The 23,208-nt window shown below is 63.6% G+C and carries 25 protein-coding genes; 9 read left to right on the top strand and 16 right to left on the bottom strand.

What is annotated here, in order from left to right; all coding sequences use genetic code 11:
* Positions 1–284: 284 nt before the first annotated feature.
* Positions 285–2,393, top strand: coding sequence for a molybdopterin oxidoreductase family protein (locus V0R59_RS03770; RefSeq protein WP_330073486.1), 2,109 nt, complete (start codon positions 285–287; stop codon positions 2,391–2,393).
* Between the two features lie 92 nt (positions 2,394–2,485).
* A complete protein-coding gene (grxD, locus tag V0R59_RS03765) occupies positions 2,486–2,815 on the top strand; it encodes a Grx4 family monothiol glutaredoxin (RefSeq protein WP_330073487.1) in 330 nt (109 codons plus the stop codon).
* A gap of 165 nt (positions 2,816–2,980) precedes the next feature.
* On the opposite strand, the gene bfr is transcribed toward grxD, so the two are convergent.
* Together bfr and V0R59_RS03755 are read right to left on the bottom strand one after the other, a co-directional pair.
* Positions 2,981–3,457, bottom strand: coding sequence for a bacterioferritin (bfr, locus tag V0R59_RS03760; protein WP_316919557.1), 477 nt, complete (start codon positions 3,455–3,457; stop codon positions 2,981–2,983).
* A gap of 209 nt (positions 3,458–3,666) precedes the next feature.
* Complete coding sequence (locus V0R59_RS03755) at positions 3,667–3,888, bottom strand: bacterioferritin-associated ferredoxin (protein WP_042122752.1); 222 nt, start codon at positions 3,886–3,888, stop codon at positions 3,667–3,669.
* 230 nt (positions 3,889–4,118) lie between these two features.
* Between V0R59_RS03755 and V0R59_RS03750 the strand changes: the two genes are divergently transcribed.
* Positions 4,119–4,721 (top strand): peroxiredoxin, encoded by a 603-nt coding sequence (locus V0R59_RS03750; RefSeq protein ID WP_330073488.1) that lies wholly within the window; start codon positions 4,119–4,121, stop codon positions 4,719–4,721.
* Positions 4,722–4,783: 62 nt separating this feature from the next.
* Here V0R59_RS03750 and rnt read toward each other — a convergent pair whose 3' ends face one another.
* On the bottom strand, positions 4,784–5,458 hold the full coding sequence (gene rnt / locus V0R59_RS03745; protein ID WP_330073489.1) for a ribonuclease T: 675 nt from the start codon (positions 5,456–5,458) through the stop codon (positions 4,784–4,786).
* Positions 5,455–6,501 carry a dihydroorotase gene (gene pyrC, locus V0R59_RS03740; RefSeq protein ID WP_330073490.1) on the bottom strand — a complete coding sequence of 349 codons (1,047 nt, stop codon included), beginning with the start codon at positions 6,499–6,501 and terminating at the stop codon, positions 5,455–5,457. The genes rnt and pyrC overlap by 4 nt, the downstream gene beginning before the upstream one ends.
* A gap of 130 nt (positions 6,502–6,631) precedes the next feature.
* Here pyrC and V0R59_RS03735 point away from each other — a divergent pair, with 130 nt between their 5' ends.
* Positions 6,632–7,618, top strand: a complete 987-nt coding sequence (locus V0R59_RS03735) for a flagellar protein MotY (protein WP_330073491.1) — start codon at positions 6,632–6,634, stop codon at positions 7,616–7,618.
* A gap of 127 nt (positions 7,619–7,745) precedes the next feature.
* Positions 7,746–8,963, top strand: coding sequence for an argininosuccinate synthase (locus V0R59_RS03730; protein ID WP_042122758.1), 1,218 nt, complete (start codon positions 7,746–7,748; stop codon positions 8,961–8,963).
* A gap of 29 nt (positions 8,964–8,992) precedes the next feature.
* Here the strand turns inward: V0R59_RS03730 and V0R59_RS03725 are convergent, their stop codons facing one another.
* Entirely contained in the window at positions 8,993–9,511 is a 519-nt protein-coding gene (locus V0R59_RS03725) for a hypothetical protein (protein ID WP_330073492.1), read from the bottom strand.
* A gap of 465 nt (positions 9,512–9,976) precedes the next feature.
* Here V0R59_RS03725 and V0R59_RS03720 point away from each other — a divergent pair, with 465 nt between their 5' ends.
* On the top strand, positions 9,977–10,603 hold the full coding sequence (locus V0R59_RS03720; RefSeq protein WP_042122760.1) for a response regulator transcription factor: 627 nt from the start codon (positions 9,977–9,979) through the stop codon (positions 10,601–10,603).
* A 65-nt stretch (positions 10,604–10,668) separates the two neighbouring features.
* Here V0R59_RS03720 and V0R59_RS03715 read toward each other — a convergent pair whose 3' ends face one another.
* The 7 genes from V0R59_RS03715 to metG form a co-directional block, all read right to left on the bottom strand.
* On the bottom strand, positions 10,669–10,848 hold the full coding sequence (locus V0R59_RS03715) for a PA3496 family putative envelope integrity protein (RefSeq protein WP_330073493.1): 180 nt from the start codon (positions 10,846–10,848) through the stop codon (positions 10,669–10,671).
* Between the two features lie 104 nt (positions 10,849–10,952).
* Positions 10,953–11,591, bottom strand: coding sequence for an endonuclease III (gene nth, locus V0R59_RS03710; RefSeq protein WP_330073494.1), 639 nt, complete (start codon positions 11,589–11,591; stop codon positions 10,953–10,955).
* A gap of 3 nt (positions 11,592–11,594) precedes the next feature.
* The gene (locus V0R59_RS03705; protein WP_330073495.1) at positions 11,595–12,155 is read right to left on the bottom strand and encodes an Rnf-Nqr domain containing protein; all 561 of its coding nucleotides are present in this window, start codon (positions 12,153–12,155) and stop codon (positions 11,595–11,597) included.
* Complete coding sequence (locus tag V0R59_RS03700; protein ID WP_330073496.1) at positions 12,148–12,759, bottom strand: RnfABCDGE type electron transport complex subunit G; 612 nt, start codon at positions 12,757–12,759, stop codon at positions 12,148–12,150. Before V0R59_RS03700 ends, V0R59_RS03705 begins: the two co-directional genes overlap by 8 nt.
* On the bottom strand, positions 12,756–13,742 hold the full coding sequence (locus V0R59_RS03695) for an RnfABCDGE type electron transport complex subunit D (protein WP_330073497.1): 987 nt from the start codon (positions 13,740–13,742) through the stop codon (positions 12,756–12,758). The genes V0R59_RS03700 and V0R59_RS03695 overlap by 4 nt, the downstream gene beginning before the upstream one ends.
* Positions 13,739–14,320, bottom strand: a complete 582-nt coding sequence (locus V0R59_RS03690; protein ID WP_330073498.1) for an Rnf-Nqr domain containing protein — start codon at positions 14,318–14,320, stop codon at positions 13,739–13,741. The genes V0R59_RS03695 and V0R59_RS03690 overlap by 4 nt, the downstream gene beginning before the upstream one ends.
* Positions 14,321–14,410: 90 nt before the next feature.
* Positions 14,411–16,453 carry a methionine--tRNA ligase gene (gene metG / locus V0R59_RS03685; RefSeq protein WP_330073499.1) on the bottom strand — a complete coding sequence of 681 codons (2,043 nt, stop codon included), beginning with the start codon at positions 16,451–16,453 and terminating at the stop codon, positions 14,411–14,413.
* A 154-nt stretch (positions 16,454–16,607) separates the two neighbouring features.
* Here metG and apbC point away from each other — a divergent pair, with 154 nt between their 5' ends.
* Positions 16,608–17,702, top strand: coding sequence for an iron-sulfur cluster carrier protein ApbC (apbC, locus tag V0R59_RS03680; protein ID WP_330073500.1), 1,095 nt, complete (start codon positions 16,608–16,610; stop codon positions 17,700–17,702).
* Positions 17,703–17,816: 114 nt separating this feature from the next.
* Here apbC and V0R59_RS03675 read toward each other — a convergent pair whose 3' ends face one another.
* On the bottom strand, positions 17,817–18,029 hold the full coding sequence (locus V0R59_RS03675) for a cold-shock protein (protein ID WP_316919570.1): 213 nt from the start codon (positions 18,027–18,029) through the stop codon (positions 17,817–17,819).
* Between the two features lie 336 nt (positions 18,030–18,365).
* Here V0R59_RS03675 and dcd point away from each other — a divergent pair, with 336 nt between their 5' ends.
* On the top strand, positions 18,366–18,932 hold the full coding sequence (gene dcd / locus V0R59_RS03670; RefSeq protein ID WP_042122772.1) for a dCTP deaminase: 567 nt from the start codon (positions 18,366–18,368) through the stop codon (positions 18,930–18,932).
* A gap of 99 nt (positions 18,933–19,031) precedes the next feature.
* Positions 19,032–19,256 (top strand): hypothetical protein, encoded by a 225-nt coding sequence (locus V0R59_RS03665; protein WP_330073501.1) that lies wholly within the window; start codon positions 19,032–19,034, stop codon positions 19,254–19,256.
* Between the two features lies 1 nt (position 19,257).
* On the opposite strand, the gene pdeM is transcribed toward V0R59_RS03665, so the two are convergent.
* The 3 genes from pdeM to V0R59_RS03650 are packed head-to-tail and all read right to left on the bottom strand — an operon-like array spanning position 19,258 to position 23,203.
* Positions 19,258–19,917 (bottom strand): ligase-associated DNA damage response endonuclease PdeM, encoded by a 660-nt coding sequence (gene pdeM / locus V0R59_RS03660; protein WP_330073502.1) that lies wholly within the window; start codon positions 19,915–19,917, stop codon positions 19,258–19,260.
* Positions 19,901–22,378 (bottom strand): ligase-associated DNA damage response DEXH box helicase, encoded by a 2,478-nt coding sequence (locus V0R59_RS03655; RefSeq protein ID WP_330073503.1) that lies wholly within the window; start codon positions 22,376–22,378, stop codon positions 19,901–19,903. The genes pdeM and V0R59_RS03655 overlap by 17 nt, the downstream gene beginning before the upstream one ends.
* 60 nt (positions 22,379–22,438) lie before the next feature.
* Positions 22,439–23,203, bottom strand: a complete 765-nt coding sequence (locus tag V0R59_RS03650; RefSeq protein ID WP_330073504.1) for an ABC transporter ATP-binding protein — start codon at positions 23,201–23,203, stop codon at positions 22,439–22,441.
* Positions 23,204–23,208: the final 5 nt, after the last annotated feature.

The following is a 23,208-nucleotide window of genomic DNA, read 5'->3' as shown; positions in this document are numbered from 1 at the left end:
GCCGCTGGCGCAGTGGAGGTCGCTTTGCGACCTTTCGCCGGCAGGCCTGCGCCAGCGAGGGCGGCGGCTGTGCCGTCGGTCTGCCTTTTCGACAGAGCAAGCGACCTTTGTACACTGCCCGCGACGGCCTTTGCAATCGACGGGCGGGGCTTTCTAGGGTATCTGGAACCATCGTCCAAGCTGATGCCGCAGGATTCACGCGACGAAGATCGCTGGCGACACGTCCGGGCCGGGGCCATAGTCGGGGACGGCACTCCCCCCGATTCGCAGAACAAGAGGCGGCCATGACCAAGACCGTGCATCACCGAGCCTGTCACCTGTGCGAGGCCATTTGCGGCCTGACCTTCGAACTCGATACCGACGAGGGCGGCATCTCGCGCATCGCCTCGATCAAGGGCGACCCGCAGGACAGCTTCAGCCGTGGCCATATCTGCCCCAAGGCGGTGGCGCTGCAGGATATCCAGAACGACCCCAACCGCCTGCGTGGCCCGGTCGTGCGGGTTGGCGAGCAATGGCTGCCGATCCCCTGGGACGAAGCCTTCGAGCTGGCGGCGCGCAAACTGCACGAGATCCAGCAGCGTCACGGGCAGAACGCCGTGGCGGTGTACCAGGGCAATCCCAGCGTGCACAACTACGGGCTGATGACCCACAGCAACTACTTCCTGGGCCTGCTGAAAACCCGCAACCGTTTTTCCGCGACGTCCGTCGACCAGTTGCCCCATCACCTGAGCAGCTACCTGATGTATGGCCACGGCTTGCTGCTGCCGATCCCCGACATCGACCACACCGACTTCATGCTGATACTCGGCGGCAACCCTCTGGCGTCCAACGGCAGCATCATGACCGTGCCGGACGTGGAGAAGCGCCTCAAGGCCCTGCAGGCTCGCGGTGGCAAGCTGGTGGTGGTCGATCCGCGGCGCAGCGAGACCGCGGCCATGGCCGACCAGCACCTGTTCGTGCGTCCGGGCGGTGATGCCGCGCTGCTCTGCGGGGTGCTCAACACGCTGTTCGAGGAAGGCCTGGGCCGTGCCAGTCATTTGCCGGTCAATGGCCTGGACGAGGTGCGCACGGCATTGCAGCCGTTCACCGCGGAAGTCATGAGCCTGCTCTGCGGCATCGAGGCGGGCCTGATCCGCCAGCTGGCGCGGGACTTCGCCGCCGCCGACAAGGCCGTGTGCTATGGCCGCATGGGTGTCTCCACCCAGGCCTTCGGTACCCTGTGCCAGTGGCTGGTGCAACTGATCAACCTGGTCAGCGGAAATCTCGACCGTGTCGGTGGCGCGCTGTGCACCGAACCGGCAGTGGACCTGGTGGCGACCACCAGCGGCGGTCACTTCAACGTCTGGCAGAGCCGGGTTTCCGGCTTGCCGGAGTACGGCGGCGAATTGCCGGTGGCGGCCCTGGCCGAGGAAATGCTCGTCGAGGGCGAGGGCCAGGTTCGCGCCCTGGTCACGGTGGCCGGCAACCCGGCACTGTCCACGCCCAACGGACGGCAGCTGGAGCAGGCGCTGGACGGCCTGGAGTTCATGCTCAGCGTCGACCTGTACATCAATGAAACCACGCGCTATGCCGACCTGATCCTGCCTTCCACCTCGGCGCTGGAGAACGATCATTACGACACCACGTTCAACCTGTTCGCGGTGCGCAATGTCAGTCGTTTCAACCGTGCCATCCTGCCCAAGCCGCAGGGTGCCTTGCATGACTGGGAGATTTTCGTCGGCCTGGCGGAGGCCTTCGCGCGCATTGCCGACAAGCCGCTCAAGCCGACGATACCGCCGGCGAAGATGATCGACCTCGGCCTGCGCGGCGGGCGCTATGGTGAAGGTTCTCCGTTCGATCTGTCACTGAAGACCCTCGACCAGCATCCCCACGGCATCGACCTGGGCCCCTTGCAGCCGAACCTGGCGGGGCGCCTGAAGACCGAGAGCAAGGCCATCGAGGCAGCGCCCGCCGCGTTGCTCGCCGACCTGCAGCGCTTTGCCGCGCAACAGCCGCCGAGTGCCGCGCAACTGCTGCTGATCGGTCGCCGCCACGTGCGCAGCAACAATTCCTGGATGCACAACTTCCATCGCCTGGTGAAGGGCAAGCCGCGCCATCAGTTGCTGATGCACCCACAGGATCTCGCCGGCCGGCAGTTGCTGGATGGCCAGCGGGTGCGGGTGACCTCGCGGGTGGGCAGCGTCGAAGTGGAGGTGCAGGCCAGTACCGACATGATGCCCGGGGTGGTCAGCCTGCCCCATGGTTTCGGGCATGCCCGTCCAGGCGTGCTGCTGGACATCGCCAGTGCGCAGTCCGGGGCCAGTGCCAATGACCTGACCGACGACCGCCTGATCGATGCGCTGTCCGGCAATGCGGTGCTCAACGGGGTGCCGGTTGAGGTGGTGGCCGCTTGATTGTCGGCAAGGCCGAGCGTCCTGCTCGGCTTTCCGATACAATGCGCCACCGTGCCGACAAACCAGGTCGGAAAGTTCAGCCGAGGTGCTTCATGGATATCATTGAAACAATCAAAGAGCAGATCGCCAACAACACCATTCTGCTTTACATGAAAGGTTCGCCGAATGCCCCGCAGTGCGGCTTTTCCGCCAAGGCGGCGCAATGCGTGATGGGTTGTGGCGAGAAGTTCGCATACGTCGACATCCTGCAGAACCCGGAAATCCGCGCCAACCTGCCGAAGTACGCCAACTGGCCGACCTTCCCGCAACTGTGGGTGGCTGGCGAACTGGTCGGCGGCAGCGACATCATGACCGAGATGTTCCAGAACGGCGAACTGCAGACCCTGATCAAGGAAGCTGCGGCCAAGGCTGCCGAAGCCTGATTGCCTGCTGTTGACGAAGAGCCCCGCGAATGCGGGGCTTTTTCATTCTTGCCGGAATGATCGCTTTCTAGAAGGCCCGCGCAAACCCGAAAAAAGGGCAAAAAAAAGCAGCGGCGATAGGCCACTGCTCTTTTCTTGCCACTTCCAGCGTGAAGCTTGCGGCTTTTACTCGCCGTCACCCATCTGCGATTGCAGGTAGTTCTCCAGGCCGACCTTGTCGATCAGGCCCAGCTGGGTTTCCAGCCAGTCGATGTGCTCTTCCTCGGACTCAAGGATGTCTTCCAGCAGTTCGCGGCTGCCGAAGTCGCCAACGGTCTCGCAGTGGGCGATGGCGGCTTTCAGGTCGATCAGGCCTTTCTGCTCGATCTTCAGGTCGCATTCGAGCATTTCACGGGTGTGCTCGCCGATCAGCAGCTTGCCCAGGTCCTGGACGTTGGGAATGCCTTCGAGGAAGAGAATGCGCTTGATCAGTTTGTCAGCGTGCTTCATCTCGTCGATGGATTCTTTGTATTCGTGCTTGCCCAGCTTATCCAGACCCCAGTCTTCGTACATGCGGGCATGCAGGAAATATTGGTTGATCGCGACCAGCTCGTTTCCGAGGATCTTGTTGAGATGCTGGATGACGCTTACGTCGCCTTTCATGATGGGGTCCCGCCCTGCTTGGAGTGTCAATGAGCGGAAGTTTGAGCCTGGCAACTTTGGCTGTCAAACCTAAGTTATTGAATAGTAAGTAAAAATTAATCGGAATAAGAATGTTTTTAGTCCGCGTTTTATAGCTAACTAGTTGAATTCAGGGCATAAAAAAACCGGACACGAGGTCCGGTTCTTCAGAATGGGGGAAAATTAATTTTTCACGCGGCGGTAAATTCCACCGGGTAGGGCAGGGCGGCTGCCTGGCTGATCTGGATTTCGGCGAGGGTCTCGCGGACCACCTGCTTGGCAACGCACGCACATTTGCCACACTGGCTTGCCACATTGGTGGCTGCGCGGACTTCCTTGTAGCTACAGCATCCTTCATAGATCGCGTCGCGGATCTGTCCGTCGGTTACACCAACACAAAGACACACATACATAGAAGAAAACCATCAGGGCGTTAGGCTCGAATGCAGTGAAGCCTAATGGTAATGAGAATGCTTGTCAAAGGACTTTCTGTAATGTGCGTGGCAGAGCGACCGCCGGTAGGAAAAGCAGTCGAATCGCCATGACTCGGCGTCCCGCGCAGGGCCGTGTATGATGCTCAACCCGTGTCAGACGGCTTCGGCCGGCTGCGTAGTCAGTTTCAAACACCATCAGGAGATATCGAATGAGCGTGCTCGTTGGCAAAAAAGCCCCGGACTTCACCGTCGCCGCCGTACTGGGCAACGGCGAAATCGTCGACAGCTTCAACCTGGCTTCGGCTATCAAGGGCAAGTACGGCCTGGTGTTCTTCTACCCACTGGACTTCACCTTTGTCTGCCCGTCCGAGCTGATCGCCCTGGACCATCGCATTCCCGAGTTCAAGGCTCGCAACGTCGAAGTCATCGGCGTTTCGATCGACTCGCACTTCACCCACAACGCCTGGCGCAACACCCCGGTCAACAACGGCGGTATCGGCCCGGTCCAGTACACCCTGGCCGCCGACATCTCCCACGAGATCTGCAAGGCCTACGACGTTGAGTCCGAAGGCGGTGTCGCCTTCCGTGGCGCGTTCCTGATCGACACCAACGGCGTCGTCCGTTCGCAGATCGTCAACGACCTGCCGCTGGGCCGCAACATGGACGAGCTGCTGCGTCTGGTCGACGCCCTGCAATTCCACGAAGAGCACGGCGAAGTCTGCCCTGCCAACTGGAAGAAAGGCGACAAGGGCATGACCGCTTCGCCAGAAGGCGTTGCTGCCTACCTGAGCGAGAACGCTGGCAAGCTGTAATTTCGCCAGATACAAAAAAACCGGCCCTGGTGGCCGGTTTTTTTATGCGCTGAACAACGATCTCAGTCGTCGAAATCGTGCCAGCCGCCCATTTCCTTCCAGCGGTTGACGATGCCGCAGAACAGCTCGGCGGTCTTCTCCGTGTCGTAGCGGGCGGAATGCGCCTCGCGTCCGTCGAAGTCGATGTCGGCGCTCTGGCAGGCCCGCGCCAGCACGGTCTGGCCATAGGCAAGACCGGCCAGGGTGGCAGTGTCGAAGCTGGAGAACGGGTGGAACGGATTGCGCTTAAGGTCGTTGCGCGCCACTGCGGCATTGAGGAAGCCGAGGTCGAAGCTGCTGTTGTGGCCGACCAGGATCGCCCGCTTGCAGCCGTTGGCCTTCAGCGCCTTGCGCACGCCGCGGAAGATGTCGGTCAGTGCCGCTTCCTCGCTGACGGCCATGCGCAGCGGATGATCGAGCTTGATCCCGGTGAACTCCAGGGCCGCCTGTTCGATGTTGGCACCCTCGAACGGCTCGACGCGGAAGAAGTAGGTGTGTTCCGGGAACAGGAAGCCCTTCTCGTCCATGCCGATGGTGACCGCGGCGATCTCCAGCAGGGCGTCGGTAGCGCTGTTGAAGCCGCCTGTCTCGACATCCACCACCACTGGCAGGTAGCCACGGAAGCGCGCTGCCATCGGGTGGCGCGGGCCGCCGCCGCCAAGACCTTCCTGGTCGTCGTCGAACTGATCGTCACTCACTTGCTTTCCTCCAGCAGGCGCCAGCGCAGTTTTTCACCGGCGCGCAGCGGGACCACGATGTTTTCGCCGAACGGCAGGCTGTCCGGGGCTGTCCACTCTTCGCGGACCAGGGTGATGGTGTCGGTGTTCGCCGGCAGGCCATAGAAGGCCGGACCGTGCAGGCTCGCGAAACCTTCCAGCTTGTCCAGGGCGTTGCGTTGCTCGAAGGCCTCGGCGTACAACTCGATCGCGGCGTAGGCGGTGTAGCAGCCGGCGCAGCCGCAGGCGGCTTCCTTGGCGTGACGGGCATGGGGCGCCGAGTCGGTGCCGAGGAAGAACTTGGCGTTGCCGCTGGTAGCGGCATCGAGCAGGGCGACCTGGTGGGTGTTGCGCTTGAGGATCGGCAGGCAATAGAAGTGCGGGCGGATGCCGCCGACCAGCATGTGGTTGCGGTTGTACAGCAGGTGCTGGGCCGTGATGGTCGCGCCGACGTTGGCCGGGGCTTCCTTGACGAACTGTGCGGCATCGGCGGTGGTGATGTGCTCGAACACTATTTTCAGGGTCGGGAAGCGTTCCACCACGCGACGCAGGTGCTCGTCGATGAACAGTTTCTCGCGGTCGAACACGTCGATTTCGCTGCGGGTCACTTCACCATGGACCAGCAGGAGCATGCCGACTTCGGCCATGGCTTCCAGGGCCGGGAAGATCTTGTCGATGCTGGTGACGCCGGAGTCCGAGTTGGTGGTGGCACCGGCCGGGTACAGCTTGGCGGCGTAGACGAAGCCGCTGGCCTTGGCCGCGCGGATGTCTTCCGGCTGGGTGCGGTCGGTGAGGTAGAGCACCATCAGCGGCTCGAAACGGCTGCCGACCGGGCGGGCATCGAGGATGCGCTGGCGATAGGCGCCGGCTTCGGCGGCGTTGCGCACCGGCGGCACCAGGTTGGGCATGATGATGGCGCGGGCGAAGGTGCGCGCCACGTCACCGACGGTATGTGGCAGGACGGCTCCATCGCGAAGATGGATGTGCCAGTCATCGGGACGCAGAAGGGTCAGGCGATCGGACATTGGGCTTTCCAGGCGGTTCGAACTCTGGGCGAATGCTACCGGAAAAGCCTGTTCCGAGCACTCGCTATCAAGTTTTGCCAATGCTGTCCGATAGCCTGCAGGTAAGTGACAGAATTTTGTGGAGCCGCCCGTGCGCCAGCGTTATCTAGCCCTGCTCAGTCTGTTCGCCAGCCTTCCGGCCGCCGCGCTCACGTTCCAGACGCGCGTGGAGAATATCGAGTGGAAGGTCGAAGGCGATCAGTTCGAGTGTCGACTGATCCAGCCCATCGCCGATTTCGGCAGTGGCGAGTTCGTGCGCCGTGCCGGCGAGCAGGCGACCTTCCGCCTGCGCTCGACCAGCAACGTGCTCGGCGCGGGTTCCGCGACCCTGCTGGCGGCCGCCGCGCCGTGGCAGCCGGGGCGGGGCGACATCAACCTCGGCGCGATCCGCATGTCGCGCAGCGGCGTGCTGTTCAACAGTTCCCAGGGCCAGGCCAGTCGCCTGATCAACGGCCTGCTCGACGGCCGCAGCACGGTGGTGCGCAACTACGCCGGGGAAGCCGGGCAGACCATGGAAGTGCGCCTGCTGCCGGTGAAGTTCAACAAGGCCTACGCCGACTACCAGGCCTGCGCGACCAAGCTGCTGCCGATGAACTTCGACCAGATTCGCCAGACCCGCGTCGGCTTCCCCGGCAATGGCATCGACCTGGATGCCGACGCCCGCGCGCGGCTCGATGTGCTGCTCGATTTCATCAAGGCCGATCCGTCGGTCAACCACATCGAGCTGGACGGTCACTCCGACAACAGCGGCAACCGCCTGACCAACCGCGACGTGTCGCGGCGCCGCGCCCTGGCGGTGCAGGAATACCTCAAGGCCCATGGTGTGCCGGAAGAGAACATCGTCGTGCGCTTCCACGGCGAGCGTTACCCGCTGGCGGCCAACAATTCCGCGGCCAATCGTGCGCGCAACCGGCGGGTGAACATCCAACTCGATCGCGTCACGCCGGTGGAAACGCCCGCTGCGGAGAAACCGGCCGCGCCGGTGCTACCGGCTCCCGCGGCCACTCCGGCACCCTCCGCCGCTCCGGCGAGTCCTGCGGCGCAGGCCCAGTCAGGAAAACCCGCGATCAAATCCTGAGTGCGACCGCCCGTCGCGCTCACGACAGTTCCTGTCGCTTTGTCGTCACAAGCTGTCGCCCCACTGTAAATTCCACGGCGGGATGGTAGACTCTACGGTTTTCCGTACAACCCCGTGGAGTGATGGCATGGCGGACGTAAAAAAGGTCGTACTGGCGTATTCCGGCGGCCTTGATACTTCGGTGATTCTCAAGTGGCTGCAGGATACCTATAACTGTGAAGTGGTGACTTTCACCGCCGATCTGGGTCAGGGCGAAGAGGTCGAGCCGGCCCGCGCCAAAGCCCAGGCCATGGGCGTCAAAGAGATCTACATCGATGACCTGCGCGAAGAGTTCGTCCGAGACTTCGTGTTCCCGATGTTCCGCGCCAACACCGTCTACGAAGGCGAGTACCTGCTGGGTACTTCCATCGCCCGTCCGCTGATCGCCAAGCGCCTGATCGAAATCGCCAACGAAACCGGCGCCGACGCCATTTCCCACGGCGCCACCGGCAAGGGCAACGACCAGGTCCGCTTCGAACTGGGCGCCTACGCGCTGAAGCCTGGCGTCAAGGTCATCGCACCATGGCGCGAGTGGGACCTGCTGTCCCGCGAGAAGCTGATGGACTACGCCGAGAAGCACGGCATCCCGATCGAACGCCACGGCAAGAAGAAGTCGCCGTACTCGATGGACGCCAACCTGCTGCACATCTCCTACGAAGGCGGTGTCCTGGAAGATACCTGGACCGAGCACGAGGAAGACATGTGGCGCTGGAGTGTTTCCCCGGAAAACGCCCCGGACCAGGCAACCTACCTGGAACTGACCTACCGCAACGGTGACATCGTCGCCATCGACGGCGTCGAGATGAGCCCGGCCACCGTCCTCGCCGAACTGAACCGCATCGGTGGCGCCAACGGCATCGGTCGCCTGGACATCGTCGAGAACCGTTACGTCGGTATGAAGTCCCGTGGCTGCTACGAGACCCCTGGCGGCACCATCATGCTCAAGGCCCACCGCGCCATCGAGTCGATCACCCTGGACCGCGAAGTCGCTCACCTGAAGGATGAGCTGATGCCGAAGTACGCCAGCCTGATCTACACCGGCTACTGGTGGAGCCCGGAGCGTCTGATGCTGCAACAGATGATCGACGCCTCCCAGGTCAACGTGAACGGCGTTGTGCGCCTGAAGCTGTACAAGGGCAACGTCATCGTCACCGGCCGCAAGTCCGACGACTCGCTGTTCGACGCCAACATCGCGACCTTCGAGGAAGATGGCGGCGCTTACAATCAGGCTGACGCCGCCGGCTTCATCAAGCTCAACGCCCTGCGCATGCGTATTGCCGCGAGCAAGGGTCGCTCGCCGCTCTGATACGGCGTTGCGACAGGAAAACCCGGCACTCAGTGCCGGGTTTTTTTTTGTCCTCGGGGCGGTGAGTGATTTTGCCGAACCTCGGTGACGATGCAGATTCGCGTGCCTTGTTCCAGGTTGTGCAGGACGATGCTGCCAGCCCGGCTTCCCTGTACGACATGACACGCGACAACTTCCAGCAATGTCTGGGAGCCTGGTCCGGAAATGAGCACCGTGGATTGTTCCGCTATATGCGAACCGGAAAGTTCAAGTGGCGGGTAAGTGTGCAAGTTGTCATCTTCTTCTGACAAGGCTGTATGAGCCTCACTTGCATCTGCTGATACCGCTTCATTGCCTTGCTCATCCGGGCTGTACAGGCTCTTGGTATTGAAGTTCAGGGTGAGGAAGAACAGTAGTGTAAGAAATGGCGGAAAACCTACCAGGAACCAGGTGTAGATACTTTGGCTGCTTTCATCGAGAAAGGGCAGGGACGCCAGTGCCGAGGCTTCGATGATCCCGGCGAAGATGGCGATGATGGTCAGGGGGCTCTTGGGTTCTGGACTGCTCATGGGCGTGGTCTCTGTTCCGCGGTGTCTGGCTGTGGTGTCACGCGCAGGAAAGGGTAGGGTTTACCTGCAGTGTGCAACGCAATGGACTGCGTCAGCACAGGGTGATGGCTCTGGATGAGGCAGCATTTCCATCGCAGTGGTTGATCCATCTGAATATCTACGAATGCATTCGGACTTATTTCGGGGTTATTAAGGATATTTCCTTCATATAATTAGCCGCTATTCGTAGCGATATTTTCGATGTGCACGGCTAGCATCCTGATAGGTCTTGTTGAATGCAAACAAGGCGCGCAATGATTTTCACCAGAACAGCCCGTAGGAGTGCTCTGTAGGAGTTTTCCTTTATTTTTGTAGTCCCTGTCTGAGCGTGTAAGAGTTGCTTGCAAGTCTCATGCATTGCTTGGGCTGAGTGGGCTATTGTGCGGGCTTCTAATAAGTCGAATAGTTTAAGAATGGATCTTGCCCATGAATAAAGTGCTGATCGTCGATGACCATCCGGTCATTCGCTTGGCCGTGCGCATGCTGATGGACCGGCATGGTTATGAAGTGATTGGGGAAACGGACAACGGTGTGGACGCCTTGCAACTGGCACGCGAGCATCTGCCCGACATCGTCATCCTGGACATCGGGATTCCGAAACTGGATGGCCTGGAAGTCATTGGCCGGCTCACGGCCAACGGCATCGTGATCAAGGTGCTGGTCCTGACCTCGCAGGCGCCCGGGCATTTCTCCATGCGCTGCATGCAGGCCGGGGCGGCGGGTTATGTGTGCAAGCAGCAGGACCTCACCGAGTTGCTCAGCGCGATCAAGGCGGTACTCTCCGGCTACAGCTACTTCCCCAACCAGGCCCTGCACTCGGTACGTTCCAACCTGGGAGGCTCCAGTGAGGCGGACATGGTCGGACGCCTGTCGGGGCGGGAAATGATGGTGTTGCAACAACTGGCACGGGGAAAGTCCAACAAGGAAATCGCCGATGGCATGTTTCTCAGCAACAAGACGGTCAGTACCTACAAGACCCGGCTGTTACTCAAACTCAATGCACGCTCGCTGGTGGACCTGATCGAACTGGCGCAGCGCAACGGCCTGGTTTGAGCAGCAGCCGAAACGCAAAAAGCCTCCGATAAAGGAGGCTTTTGTTTTTCCTGGCCCTGAACGGCTCAAAGATCGAAGTCGTAATCAGACAGTTGCTTTTGCAGGCGACGTTCTTCCAGCAGATTGTCGATGGTCCGGCGTTTGCTCAGGTTGGTTTTCGCTGCTTCCGCCGGGGAGTCCGCAGCAAACTCTTCGGCCACCGGAGATTCATCATCGATATCAAGGTCTTCTTTATCAGTGCTCATGTGTCACTCCGTTACAAGAGGGCCGTTGGCGCCCCTTATATCGATATTCCAGAGACTGGTAAAAAAGATTTTTTCAATCAGCTGTGCAGGATTTCCCTATTTCATCAATCGTCAGAGGTCTTGTGCTTGTATTCGCACAAGTCTTCGATCCGGCAACTTCCGCAACGGGGTTTGCGTGCCTGGCAAACATAGCGTCCGTGCAGGATCAGCCAATGATGCGCATCCAGCAGATAAGCCTTGGGCACGAACTTGAGCAAGGCCTTCTCCACGTCCAGGACATTCTTCCCGGGGGCGATGCCGGTACGGTTGCTGACCCGGAAGATATGCGTGTCCACCGCCATGGTCAGCTGGCGGAAGGCGGTGTTGAGCACCACGTTGGCGGTCTTGCGCCCGACCCCGGGCAGGGCCTCCAGAGCTTCGCGGGTCTCCGGTACCTGGCCACCGTGCTGTTCGACAAGGATCCGGCAAGTTTCGATGACATTCTTCGCCTTGCTGTTGTACAGGCCGATGGTCTTGATGTACCCGGACAGCCCTTCTACGCCGAGGGCGTGAATGGCTGCGGGGGTGTTGGCCACCGGGAACAGCCTGGCCGTGGCCTTGTTGACGCCGACGTCGGTGGCCTGTGCCGACAGGATCACGGCAATCAGCAGTTCGAAAGGCGAGTCGTAGGCCAGTTCGGTCTTGGGTTCGGGATTGTCTTCATGGAGCCGGCGGAAAATCTCCAGGCGTTTGGTGGCATTCATCGATCAGCGGTTTCCTTCACGGTCTGGGGTGGCCTGTTTCGGACAGGCTCGTTTGATCAAGGCCAGCAGCAGGCCGAGCAGCAACAGGGCGCCCGGGGCCAGGCTGGCCAGGCGCAGGCCGGTCATCTCCGACCCGCCAGCGAATGAGAAGTGCAGCGTGCCGTTGGCCAGCAGTTCGCGGCTGACGCCGAGCAGCAGGAACAGCGCGCAGTAGCCGCCGAGCAGCAACGCCACCCGACGCCAGCGGGTGGCAGGGGCGAGGCCTTGCTCGAACAGCAGGCAACTTATGGCAAGCAATTCCGGGTAGATGCCCAGCGCCTGGCGCAGTTCCAGGGCCCAGGCCTGCAGGGCCAAGGTCTGGCAGGTGACCACGGCGGCGGCCAGCAGCAGGTTGGCGAGCTCGGCGGCGGATCCGCCCAGGCGGCCGCGCAGGGGCGTCATCAGGCCCCGGTGCACGAGGATAGCCACGACGCTGAGCAACGCCATGCTGGCCGCCTGCACCAGCGTCTGACTCGCGCCTAGCAGCGGCGCCAGGCTCAGGGCTACCAGCCAGGGCCTATTCATGGGCATTGTCCCCCTTCAGCCAGAGCTGAGCATGCCCGTCGAAGTAGCGCAGGGCGTCCTGGATGGCCTGGATCACTGCCCGCGAGGTGATGCTGGCACCTGCCAACTGGTCGAACTGGCCATTGTCACGTTTCAGTGCCCAGGCGCCTTCCGGGGTATTGCCCTGGCTGCGGCCGTCGAACCCTTGTAGCCAAGCGCCGCCCGGTTCCGCCAGGCGAGCTCCCAACCCTGGGGTTTCCTGTTGTCGCAGAACCCGGCTGGCGATCAGCCGCCCCTCGCGGTCGATGGCCAGCAGCAGGTCGATCGGCCCCGCGTAGCCCTGGAAGCGGCTGTGCAGGACCACCGCGCTGGGCTGTCCGCGCAAGCTGGCGAGATAACCGGCTTGCACGTGGCTGTGGGCCAGTTGAGGATCGGGCAGGGAGAGTGGCTGTCGCAGCGGCTGGTTGTCGTAGCGTTCCAATGGCAGCACGCTGAGCCAGGTCCGGGCCTGCTGCTGTTCCTCGGCCTCGGCGATCCGCGGTGCGCAGTAGTGCTGCCAGGCACTGCTGATAGCCAGCGCGAGCACTGCGACAAGCCCCACCAACATCCACTCGCGTGGCTTCATGGCGCCTCCGCCTGCCGGCGTTCTGCCCAGCGGTCCAGGGCAGGGACACAGAGATTCATCAGCAACACGGCGAACGCCGCCCCGTCGGGATAGTTGCCCCAGGTGCGGATCAGATAGACCAGCCCCCCCACGCCAGCACCGAACAGCAGGCGGCCAGCGGCCGTCTTCGGCCCGCTGACCGGTTCGGTGATGATGAAGAAGGCGCAAAGCATGGTCGAGCCGGCCAGCAGGTGCAGTATGGGCGAGCCATTGGAGTCGGAACCGGAGCCGTTCCAGCACAGCAGGCTGACGACGAACAGGCTGGCCAACATGCCCGCGGGGGCATGCCAGCTGATCACCTTGCGTTGCAGGAGCAACAAGCCGCCGACGAGGAAGGCCAGGCTGGCCCACTCGCTGCCGCGGCCGGCGAAATGGCCGAAACCGGGATGGCTGGCGAACAGTTCGTCGACGGTCAGGCTGCGATTCTGCCGCAGACCGTCGAGCACCGTGGCCCCGGCCCAGGCATCCGGGCGTTCGCCGAAGCCGAGCAGCGCGTCGAGGCTATGGCCTAAGTCCAGTGCCTGCGGCGCAGGCCACTGGGTCATGTGCACGGGGAACGACAGCAGGACCACCGCATAGCCGAGCATCGCCGGATTGAAAGGATTGCGTCCGACGCCGCCATAGAGCTGCTTGCCCAAGGCGATGGCGCTGCTCGCGGCGATCGCCGGCAGCCACCAGGGGGCGTGGGCGGGCAGGGCGATGGCCAGCAGGCAGGCACTGACCAGCGCGCTGCCATCGTTCAGCGCCACCAGCACCGAACGCTGGCGCAACCTGAGGCATACCGCCTCGGTTGCCAGCGCGGCGGCGGTGGTACAGAGCAGGTTGAACAGCACGCCCCAGCCGAATACCCAGAACAGCGTCAGCAAACCCGGCAGGCAGGCCAGCAGCACCAACTGCATGGCGCTGCGCAGGCGAACGTCGGTTTCAACGGGTACCGGACTCATGAAGTGAACAATCCGCTGAAACCGAGAAAGGCCATGGCCATGATCCCGGCGCCCATCAACTCGATGGGCAGGCCGCGAAAGGCCGGTGGCACGTCATCATGCAGGCTGCGCTGGCGCAGGTCGTCGAACAGCGCCAGCACCAGCCAGAAACCCAGGCCGCTGCCGAGGCCGACTGCCAGCGCAGGGAGCACGCCGCGTTGTTCATCGCTCAGCAGCAGGCATAGCCCCAGCAGCGCGGCATTGCCCGTGAGCAGTGGCTTGAGACCGTCGAATGGCCAGGGTTTCACCCAGCGTTGCAGGGCGGCGAGCAGCGGTGCGGCCGTGAGCACGCAGAGCGGCAGGAAGACGAACAGGCGCAGGTAGTCGAGGTGCAGCGGTTGTAGAATGTAGAGGTAAAGCAGTTGCCCGAGGGTGCAGACCAGAAGCATCGCCAGCAGCGTCGCCAGCCCCAGGGCGTGCACCCATGGCCGGCTCGTCGCGCTGCCCTCGCGCAACAACGGATCCAGCGCCAGCGTGTGCTGCAGGACGATGTTGTTGATCAGGGCTGCGCCGATCAGCGCGAGGATCAGTTCGGTCATGGCGATGCCAGCGGCAAGGTGCAGGACGCCATTATCCGGCAATGACGATACAAAGAGAACGCCCCGGCGGTTCAGGCCGGGGCGTCGGGCTTACTTGATGCGCTGACCCGGCTTGGCGCCGCTGTCAGGGCTGAGCAGGTAGATTTCCTCGCCGCCGGGGCCGGCGGCCATGACCATGCCCTCGGAGACGCCAAAGCGCATCTTCCGCGGCTTGAGGTTGGCGATCATCATGGTCAGGCGACCTTCCAGCTTGGCCGGGTCCGGGTACGCCGACTTGATCCCGGAGAACACGTTGCGCTGTTCGTCACCGATGTCGAGGGTCAGGCGCAGCAGCTTGTCGGCGCCTTCCACGGCCTCGGCCTTGACGATCAGGGCGACACGCAGGTCGACCGCGGCGAAGGCATCGAACTCGATTTCCGGCGACAGCGGATCCTTGGCCAGCTCGCCGTTGCCGGTGGGCGCCGGGGTGGCCTGGCTGGCGGCCAGGTCTTCCCTGGACGCTTCGACCATGGCTTCGACCTTGGCCGGCTCGATACGCGTCATCAGCGCCTTGAACGGATTCAGCTTGTGGTTTTCCAGGCGGGTCAGGTGGTCGTTCCAGGTCAGCGGGGCAACGTTGAGGAACGCCTCGGCCTCGGCGGCCAGCAGCGGCAGCACCGGCTTGAGGAAGATCACCAGCTGGCGGAACAGGTTGATGCCCTGGGCGCAGATGGCCTGGACTTCGTCCTGCTTGCCTTCCTGCTTGTTCAGCGACCATGGCGCCTTGTCGGCGATCCAGGCGTTGGCGCGGTCGGCCAGCGCCATGGTTTCGCGCATGGCGCGGGAGAAGTCACGGGCTTCGTAGGCTTCGGCGATGCCCGGGGCGGCGGCGAGGAAGGCCTCGGTCAGCTCCGGAGCGGCGTCGCCGGCGACCATCACGCCGTCGTTGCCCTTGTGGATGAAGCCGGCGCAACGGCTGGCGATGTTGACCACCTTGCCGACCAGATCGGAGTTGACCTTCTGCACGAAGTCCTCGAGGTTCAGGTCGAGGTCATCGACGCCGCGGCCCAGCTTGGACGCGTAGTAGTAGCGCAGGTATTCCGGCGCCAGGTGGTCCAGGTAGGTGCGCGCCTTGATGAAGGTGCCGCGGGACTTGGACATCTTCTGGCCGTTGACGGTCAGGTAGCCGTGCACGTTGATCGCGGTCGGCTTGCGGAAGCCGGCGCCCTGGAGCATGGCGGGCCAGAACAGGGCGTGGAAGTTGACGATGTCCTTGCCGATGAAGTGGTACAGCTCGGCAGTGGAATCCTTGTTCCAGAACGCGTCGAAGTCCAGTTCCGGACGGCGTGCGCAGAGGTTCTTGAAGCTGGCCATGTAGCCGATCGGCGCGTCCAGCCAGACGTAGAAGTACTTGCCCGGCTCGCCCGGGATCTCGAAGCCGAAGTACGGCGCGTCGCGGGAGATGTCCCACTCCTGCAGCCCGGAATCCAGCCACTCGGCCAGCTTGTTGGCCACGGCGTCCTGCAGGGTGCCGCTGCGGGTCCACTCCTGGAGCATGGCCTGGAAGTCAGGCAGCTTGAAGAAGAAGTGCTGCGAGTCCTTCAGCACCGGGGTGGCGCCGGAAATCGCCGACTTGGGGTTCTTCAGCTCGGTTGGCGCATAGGTGGCACCGCACTTCTCGCAGTTGTCGCCGTACTGGTCCTCGGCCGCGCATTTCGGGCAGGTGCCCTTGATGAAACGGTCGGCCAGGAACATCTTCTTGTCCGGGTCGAAATACTGGGTGACCGAACGGGTGGCGATGTGGCCGGCGTCGCGCAGCGCCAGGTAGATCTGGTTGGACAGCTCGCGGTTTTCCTCGGCGTGGGTCGAGTGGAAGTTGTCGAAGTCGACGAGGAAGTCGGCGAAATCGCCGGCATGTTCCTTCTGCACGCCGTCGATCAGCTGTTCCGGGGTGATGCCTTCCTTCTCCGCGCGCAGCATGATCGCCGAGCCGTGGGCGTCGTCAGCGCAGACGTAGATGCACTGGTTGCCGCGGTGCTTCTGGAAACGCACCCACATGTCGGTCTGGATGTACTCGAGCATGTGGCCAAGGTGGATGGAACCGTTGGCATAGGGCAGGGCACTGGTAACGAGGATCTGGCGTGGCTCGGACATGGGGGCTCGGCTACTTTATTCGGCTATCAAGGGAAAAACGGTGATCGGCCACTATAAAGCGCCGGCAACTATTTTTCACCCCGTGGACGTCCCGGCGCTGACACACGGGTTAGCATAGCGGCCTGTTCGATCCAGTCTTTTATCGGGAGTCTCCATGAGCGCCGTCACTCGCGCAGCGGTTGAAGCCGTCCTTCGTCAATACACCGACCCTTACCTGAACCAGGACCCGGTCAGCGCCGGCTGCGTCCGCGCCATCGTCATCGAGGGCGACCGGGTCGGTGTGCTGTTGCAACTGGGCTATGCCGCCGGCCTGTTCAAGAACGGCTGGGCGCAGGTCCTGCAGACCGCCATCGAAGGGCTGGACGGCGTCAGCGCCGCCAAGGTGACCATCGACTGCGTGATCGAGGCGCACAAGGCCCAGGCCCAGGTACCGGGCCTGGCCAACGTGAAGAACATCATCGCCGTGGCGTCCGGCAAGGGCGGCGTGGGCAAGTCCACCACCGCGGCCAACCTGGCCCTGGCCCTGGCCCGCGAAGGCGCGCGGGTGGGTATTCTCGACGCGGACATCTACGGCCCGAGCCAGGGCGTGATGTTCGGCATCCCGGAAGGTACCCGGCCACAGGTCAAGGAGCAGAAGTGGTTCGTGCCGATCAAGGCCCATGGCGTGGAAGTCATGTCCATGGCCTTCCTCACCGATGACAACACGCCGATGGTCTGGCGCGGCCCGATGGTCTCCGGCGCGCTGCTGCAACTGGTGACCCAGACCGCCTGGGACGACCTCGACTACCTGGTGATCGACATGCCGCCGGGCACCGGCGACATCCAGCTGACCCTGGCGCAGAAGGTCCCGGTGGCCGGTTCGGTGATCGTCACCACGCCGCAGGACCTGGCCCTGCTCGATGCCAGGAAAGGCGTGGAGATGTTCCGCAAGGTCAACATCCCGGTGCTGGGCGTGGTGGAGAACATGGCCGTGCACATCTGCTCCAACTGCGGCCATGCCGAGCACCTGTTCGGCGAAGGCGGTGGCGAGAAGCTGGCGGCGCAGTATGGGGTCGAGCTGCTGGCGTCGCTGCCGCTGTCGATGCTGATCCGCGAACAGGCGGACAACGGCAAGCCGACGGCGATCGCCGAGCCGGAAAGCCAGATCGCCATGGTCTACCAGGAACTTGCACGCTCGGTAGGGGCGCGGCTGGTGCTGCAGGAAGCGGCTGCGCCGGCGATGCCCAATATCACCATCAGCGACGATTGAGCCTGTAAAGGCCTTGTCTCCGGCGTTGCCGGGGACAGGGCGACAAACAGCAGGCATAAAAAAACCCGCCGTATGGCGGGTTTTTTTGCAGCTATCAAGCGCGGTAAAGGGCGATTAGCCTTCTACGCGAACTTGCTCAGCTTGCATGCCTTTCTGGCCGCGGGTAGCGACGAAAGAAACTTGTTGACCTTCTTTCAGGCTCTTGAAGCCGTCAGCTTCGATAGCCTTGAAGTGTACGAACAGGTCGTCACCGGATTGTGGGGTGATGAAGCCGAAGCCTTTCTCATCGTTGAACCACTTGACGGTACCGGTTTGGCGATTGGACATGGTCTGTCTCCTTGGACAAAAGTTTATTCGGCTCAGGAACGCCCTGGCCGAGACTGAGTGCAAAAAGACAGAAAATTCATGGATGGGCGATCGAAATCTTGCATCAAGTAGAGATTCTCAGTGACAACGTGCAGCACAGTGGCGGCACCTTAACCCTTTTTTCCCAAGGTGCCAATGGTCTCGACGGCCTTTTGCGCAATTCATGACTGACGGCGCTGCACGCGGCCTCCGTCGGTCCCGCCAGGCAAATGGATACCGGCTAAATCTTTGAAGCCGGCGCGCGTCCCGGTAAGATGCGCCTCACCTTTTTCACCCCGCTATTTCAGGAACCCCGCCATGAGCATCAAATCGGACAAGTGGATTCGCCGCATGGCGCAGGAACACGGCATGATCGAACCGTTCGTCGAGCGCCAGGTGCGTAACGACGGCAACGACAAGCTGATCTCCTTCGGTGTCTCCAGCTATGGCTATGACGTGCGTTGCGCCGACGAATTCAAGGTGTTCACCAACATCAACTCGGCCACCGTCGACCCGAAGAACTTCGACGCCGGCAGCTTCGTCGACGTCAAGAGCGACGTCTGCATCATTCCGCCGAACTCCTTCGCCCTGGCCCGTACCGTCGAATACTTCCGCATCCCGCGCAACGTCCTGACCATCTGCCTGGGCAAGAGCACCTACGCGCGCTGCGGCATCATCGTCAACGTCACCCCGCTGGAACCGGAATGGGAAGGCCACGTGACCCTGGAGTTCTCCAACACCACCACGCTGCCGGCGAAGATCTATGCCAACGAAGGCGTGGCGCAGATGCTCTTCCTCGAATCCGATGAGGAGTGCGAAGTTTCCTATAAGGACCGTGGCGGCAAGTACCAGGGCCAGCGCGGTGTCACCCTGCCTCGCACCTGATCCGACGAACCGGGGGGAATTCCCCCGGCTTTCGGCACTCCAACGAGATGAACCGTCCCGACGCGTACGAGGCGCGCCGGCTCTCGTCAGGAGCAGCCAATGAAACTCGACCCCACAATCCACGCCAAGCTGGCTTTGCTGCAGCCCAACCAGATCGGGATGCTGGCATGGTCGCTGCTGGCGCATCCGCCCCTGCAGGCTGGTGGCGTCCCCGGCCAGCCCGATCCCGACACCCCGCAGCCGCCGCAACCCGGTGAAACCCCGCCGATGGAGCCGGGAGAACCGACCCTTCCCGATGAACCGCCACCCGCCCCGGTAGCCTGATTCAGCGCGCCAGCGGCCAGACCAGGCCGTCGCCCGTGGCATAGAGGCGTGCCGGCGCGTCCGGCATGACCTCCCAGCCTCCGGTGAACTCGCCGAAGGCCGGCAGCAGGCTGACTTGCTCGTCGATCACGAAGCACGGCAGGCGCAAGCGTTGCCGTGCTCGCCCACGCAACACACAGACCGGGTGCACGTGTCCGGCCAGCACTGGCCGGTGTGGATGCGCGGTCGGCTCGTGCTGCAGGGCGAAGGGTTCCAGTAGCCAAGGCTCGTCAAGCACCTCGATGCCCAGTCCGCCAGGCGGATCGCCCGCGTGGCGGTCGTGGTTGCCACGAATCAGGCAGATGCGCAGGCCTGCATGACGTTGCCGCCAGGCCTGCAACAGCGCCAGGGTCGCCGGCGCCCGGCCCGAGCGGGCATGGATGAAATCCCCCAGCACGATCAACTGCTCGCACGGATAGGCGGCCAGCAGCGCGTCCAGTCGCGCCAGGGTTGCCGCCGTGGTCCCGCGTGGCACTGGCTGGTGCAGGGCACGGTAGCTGGCCGCCTTGCCGATATGCACGTCGGCCACCAACAGGGCCTGGCGCGCAGGCCAGTAGATAGCGCGATCGGCCAGCAGCCAGAGTCGCGTGCCGCAGAGCTCGATTTCAACGTGGGCGTGCATGAGGCTGCCCCCGGTCCGCGGCCTTTTCCAGATCGGCCACCATCCGCGCGATGCGGTCGGCGAGTTTTTCCGTACTCAGGGTCTCGCGCATACCCTCGACCACCAAGGCGAAGGCCAGCGGGCCAGGGCGGCGCAGGTCGTGGAGATCAAGGCGCAGGCCGTTCATCTTCAGCAACTGGCGCTGCAGGCGCTCGATCTCCAGCTCTTCGCGCAGCACCTCGTCGCGGGCCTGGCCCAGCAGCAGGTTGCCGGCGTCATGCTTGCGGAACACTTCGAAGAACAGCCCGCTGGACGCCTGGATCTGCCGGGTGCTCTTCTGCGCCGCCGGATAGCCGCCGAACACCAGACCGGAAATCTGGGCGATTTCGCGAAAGCGCCGCTGGGCCATTTCGCCGGCATTCAGGCTGGCCAGCACGTCTTCCAGAAGATTGTCCGGACTCAGCGCCGCCGGCAGCAGCCGGGGCCAGTCCACGGCGGTTGGGGTGAGCAGTTCGAAGCCATAGTCGTTGACCGCGATGGACACGCTCAGCGGCCGCTCGCGACTGGCGCGCCAGGCGATCAGGCTGGCCAGCCCGAGGTTGGCCATGCGCCCGGCGAAGGGGTAGAGGAACAGGTGCCAGCCCTGGCGCGAATGCCAGGTCTCGGCCAGCAGGCTGCGCTGGGTGGGGATCGCCGACCATTCGCGTTGCAGCTCCAGCAGCGGCCGTACCGCCTGCATTTCCGCGCCGCCGTAGCGGCCTTCGGCGGCGGCGTCGAGCTGCGCCACCAGGGCATCCGCCAGCTCGCTGGAAAGCGGCATGCGCCCGCCGTTCCAGCGCGCCAGCGCGGCCTTGCGCGAGGTGCTGCGGCGCACGTAGGCGGTCATGTTCTCCACCCGCACCAGCTCCAGCACACGGCCGGCGAAGACGAAGGCATCGTCCGGGCGCAGGCGGGCGATGAAGGCTTCTTCGACACTGCCCAGGCTGGCGCCGCCACCGCCCTTGTTCCAGAACTTCAGCTGGATGCTGGCATCGCTGACGATGGTGCCGATGCCCATGCGATGCCGGCGTGCCAGCCGCTCGCTGACCACCCGCCAGACCCCGTCGGCATCGGGTTCGACGCGCTGGTAGTCGGGGTAGGCGGTGAGCGAGCTGCCGCCATGGCGGACGAAGTCCAGCGCCCACTGCCACTGGCTGTCCCGCAGTTCACGGTAGGCCCAGGCGCCGCGGACCTCCGCCAGCAGCTCCGCAGGCCGGAAACCGCTGCCCAGTGCCATGCTGACCAGATGCTGGACCAGCACATCCAGGCACAGCCGGGGTGATTGGCGTGCCTCGATCTGCCCGGCCGCCAGGGCCTGCCGGGCGGCGGCGGCTTCCACCAGCTCCAGGCTGTGGGTCGGCACCAGGGTGATCCGCGAGGCTCGCCCAGGCGCGTGCCCGGAGCGCCCGGCGCGCTGCATCAGGCGCGCCACGCCCTTGGCCGAGCCGACCTGCAGCACCCGTTCCACGGGAAGGAAATCCACCCCCAGGTCGAGGCTGGACGTGCAGACCACGGCCTTCAGCGCGCCCTCCTTGAGGCTGCGCTCGACCCAGTCCCGCGTGCTGCGCGCGAGCGAGGCGTGGTGCAAGGCGATCAGTCCGGCCCAGTCCGGTCGTGCCTCCAGCAGGGCCTGGTACCAGCGCTCGGCCTGGGCCCGGGTGTTGGTGAAGACCAGGCAGCTGTGGCAGGCATCGATCTCGCCGACCACTTGGTCGAGCTGGCCCAGGCCCATGTGTCCGGCCCAGGGAAAGCGTTCGATGGCCTTGGGCAGCAGGCAGTCCACGATCAGCCGTTTGTCCTGGCGCCCCTCGATCAGGCGGCCACCCTCGGGCAGCAGCACGTCGAGGGCGTGTTGCAGGTTGCCCAGGGTCGCCGACAGGCCCCAGACCACCAGGCCCGGATGCCAACGCCGCAGCCGCGCCAGGGCCAGTTGCAACTGCACGCCGCGCTTGTTGCCGAGCAGTTCATGCCATTCGTCGACCACCACCATGCGCAGGCTGGAGAAGTCGCTTTCGGCCTGGGCGCGGGTCAGCAGCAGGGTCAGGCTTTCCGGCGTGGTGATCAGCGCCGAGGGCAGGCGCCGGGCCTGGCGCGCGCGTTCGGCGCTGCTGGTGTCGCCGCTGCGTACACCGATGGTCCAGTTCAACTGCGAATCTTCCAGCGGCGCTTGCAGGGCGCGAGCGGTGTCGGCGGCCAAGGCCCGCATCGGCGTGATCCACAGCACCTGCAAAGGCGCGGGCTTGGCGCTGTCTGAGACGGGTTTGCCGGCGAAGGCGCGCAGGGCGGCAAGCCACACCGCGTAGGTCTTGCCCGCGCCGGTGCTGGCGTGGAGCAGGCCGGATTCGCCACGGCCGACCGCCGCCCAGACCTGGCGCTGGAAGGCGAACGGTGTCCAGCCGCGGGCGGCGAACCAGGCATCGGCGAGGTTGGGCGTGACAGGCATGCGCGTGACCGGCTCGGTAAGGGCTGTGTCTTCACAGACCACCGGCCACGAACATTGGTTTTATTTCAGGTTGCCGCGCAGGAACTGTTGCAGGCGTTCGCTCTTCGGCTGGCCGAGGACATCCGCCGGCGCCCCTTGCTCTTCCACCAGCCCCTGGTGCAGGAACATCACCTGGCTCGACACCTGCCGGGCGAAGGCCATCTCGTGGGTCACCATGATCATGGTCCGGCCTTCTTCGGCCAGGCCCTGGATCACCTTGAGCACTTCGCCGACCAGTTCCGGGTCGAGGGCCGAGGTGGGTTCGTCGAACAGCAGCACTTCCGGCTCCATGGCCAGGGCGCGGGCGATGGCCACCCGTTGCTGCTGGCCGCCGGAGAGGAACGCCGGATACTGCTCGGCCACGCGCGGCGCCAGGCCGACCTTGTCCAGGTAGCGCCGCACTCGTTCCTCGGCCTCCTGCTTGCTCACGCCGAGCACCCGCCGGGGCGCCATGCAGATGTTTTCCAGGACGCTGAGGTGGCTCCACAGGTTGAAGTGCTGGAACACCATGGCCAGCCGCGTGCGCAGGCGCTGCAGCTCGTCGGCGTCGGCCACGTGCATGCCGTGGCGATCGTGGACCATGCGGATGTCCTTGCCATCCAGGGTCATGCGCCCGTCATCGGGCTGTTCGAGGAAGTTGATGCAGCGCAGGAAGGTGCTCTTGCCCGAGCCGCTGGCGCCGATCAGGGCGATCACGTCGCCGCTCTTCGCCTGCAGCGACACGCCCTTGAGCACCTTGTGCTCGCCGTAGCTCTTGTGCAGGTCTTCGATGGTCAGTTTGTACACGCACG

Source organism: Pseudomonas ulcerans, from assembly GCF_036324125.1.
GTDB lineage: Bacteria > Pseudomonadota > Gammaproteobacteria > Pseudomonadales > Pseudomonadaceae > Aquipseudomonas > Aquipseudomonas ulcerans.
Note: the sequence above shows the minus strand (reverse complement) of the source record. Positions and strands in the feature narration are given on the sequence as shown.

Excerpts from the sequence above, each read along its gene's own strand:
- V0R59_RS03700 (WP_330073496.1), bottom strand. The coding sequence starts at position 12,759 with ATGAAGCCACGCGAGTGGATGTTGGTGGGGCTTGTCGCAGTGCTCGCG.
- V0R59_RS03725 (WP_330073492.1), bottom strand. The coding sequence starts at position 9,511 with ATGAGCAGTCCAGAACCCAAGAGCCCCCTGACCATCATCGCCATCTTC.
- V0R59_RS03655 (WP_330073503.1), bottom strand. The coding sequence starts at position 22,378 with ATGCCTGTCACGCCCAACCTCGCCGATGCCTGGTTCGCCGCCCGCGGC.
- V0R59_RS03695 (WP_330073497.1), bottom strand. The coding sequence starts at position 13,742 with ATGAGTCCGGTACCCGTTGAAACCGACGTTCGCCTGCGCAGCGCCATG.
- metG (WP_330073499.1), bottom strand. The coding sequence starts at position 16,453 with ATGTCCGAGCCACGCCAGATCCTCGTTACCAGTGCCCTGCCCTATGCC.
- V0R59_RS03755 (WP_042122752.1), bottom strand. The coding sequence starts at position 3,888 with ATGTATGTGTGTCTTTGTGTTGGTGTAACCGACGGACAGATCCGCGAC.
- grxD (WP_330073487.1), top strand. The coding sequence starts at position 2,486 with ATGGATATCATTGAAACAATCAAAGAGCAGATCGCCAACAACACCATT.
- pdeM (WP_330073502.1), bottom strand. The coding sequence starts at position 19,917 with ATGCACGCCCACGTTGAAATCGAGCTCTGCGGCACGCGACTCTGGCTG.
- V0R59_RS03720 (WP_042122760.1), top strand. The coding sequence starts at position 9,977 with ATGAATAAAGTGCTGATCGTCGATGACCATCCGGTCATTCGCTTGGCC.
- V0R59_RS03675 (WP_316919570.1), bottom strand. The coding sequence starts at position 18,029 with ATGTCCAATCGCCAAACCGGTACCGTCAAGTGGTTCAACGATGAGAAA.
- V0R59_RS03665 (WP_330073501.1), top strand. The coding sequence starts at position 19,032 with ATGAAACTCGACCCCACAATCCACGCCAAGCTGGCTTTGCTGCAGCCC.
- dcd (WP_042122772.1), top strand. The coding sequence starts at position 18,366 with ATGAGCATCAAATCGGACAAGTGGATTCGCCGCATGGCGCAGGAACAC.
- V0R59_RS03705 (WP_330073495.1), bottom strand. The coding sequence starts at position 12,155 with ATGAATAGGCCCTGGCTGGTAGCCCTGAGCCTGGCGCCGCTGCTAGGC.
- bfr (WP_316919557.1), bottom strand. The coding sequence starts at position 3,457 with ATGAAAGGCGACGTAAGCGTCATCCAGCATCTCAACAAGATCCTCGGA.
- V0R59_RS03770 (WP_330073486.1), top strand. The coding sequence starts at position 285 with ATGACCAAGACCGTGCATCACCGAGCCTGTCACCTGTGCGAGGCCATT.
- apbC (WP_330073500.1), top strand. The coding sequence starts at position 16,608 with ATGAGCGCCGTCACTCGCGCAGCGGTTGAAGCCGTCCTTCGTCAATAC.
- V0R59_RS03750 (WP_330073488.1), top strand. The coding sequence starts at position 4,119 with ATGAGCGTGCTCGTTGGCAAAAAAGCCCCGGACTTCACCGTCGCCGCC.
- nth (WP_330073494.1), bottom strand. The coding sequence starts at position 11,591 with ATGAATGCCACCAAACGCCTGGAGATTTTCCGCCGGCTCCATGAAGAC.
- V0R59_RS03730 (WP_042122758.1), top strand. The coding sequence starts at position 7,746 with ATGGCGGACGTAAAAAAGGTCGTACTGGCGTATTCCGGCGGCCTTGAT.
- V0R59_RS03715 (WP_330073493.1), bottom strand. The coding sequence starts at position 10,848 with ATGAGCACTGATAAAGAAGACCTTGATATCGATGATGAATCTCCGGTG.
- V0R59_RS03690 (WP_330073498.1), bottom strand. The coding sequence starts at position 14,320 with ATGACCGAACTGATCCTCGCGCTGATCGGCGCAGCCCTGATCAACAAC.
- pyrC (WP_330073490.1), bottom strand. The coding sequence starts at position 6,501 with ATGTCCGATCGCCTGACCCTTCTGCGTCCCGATGACTGGCACATCCAT.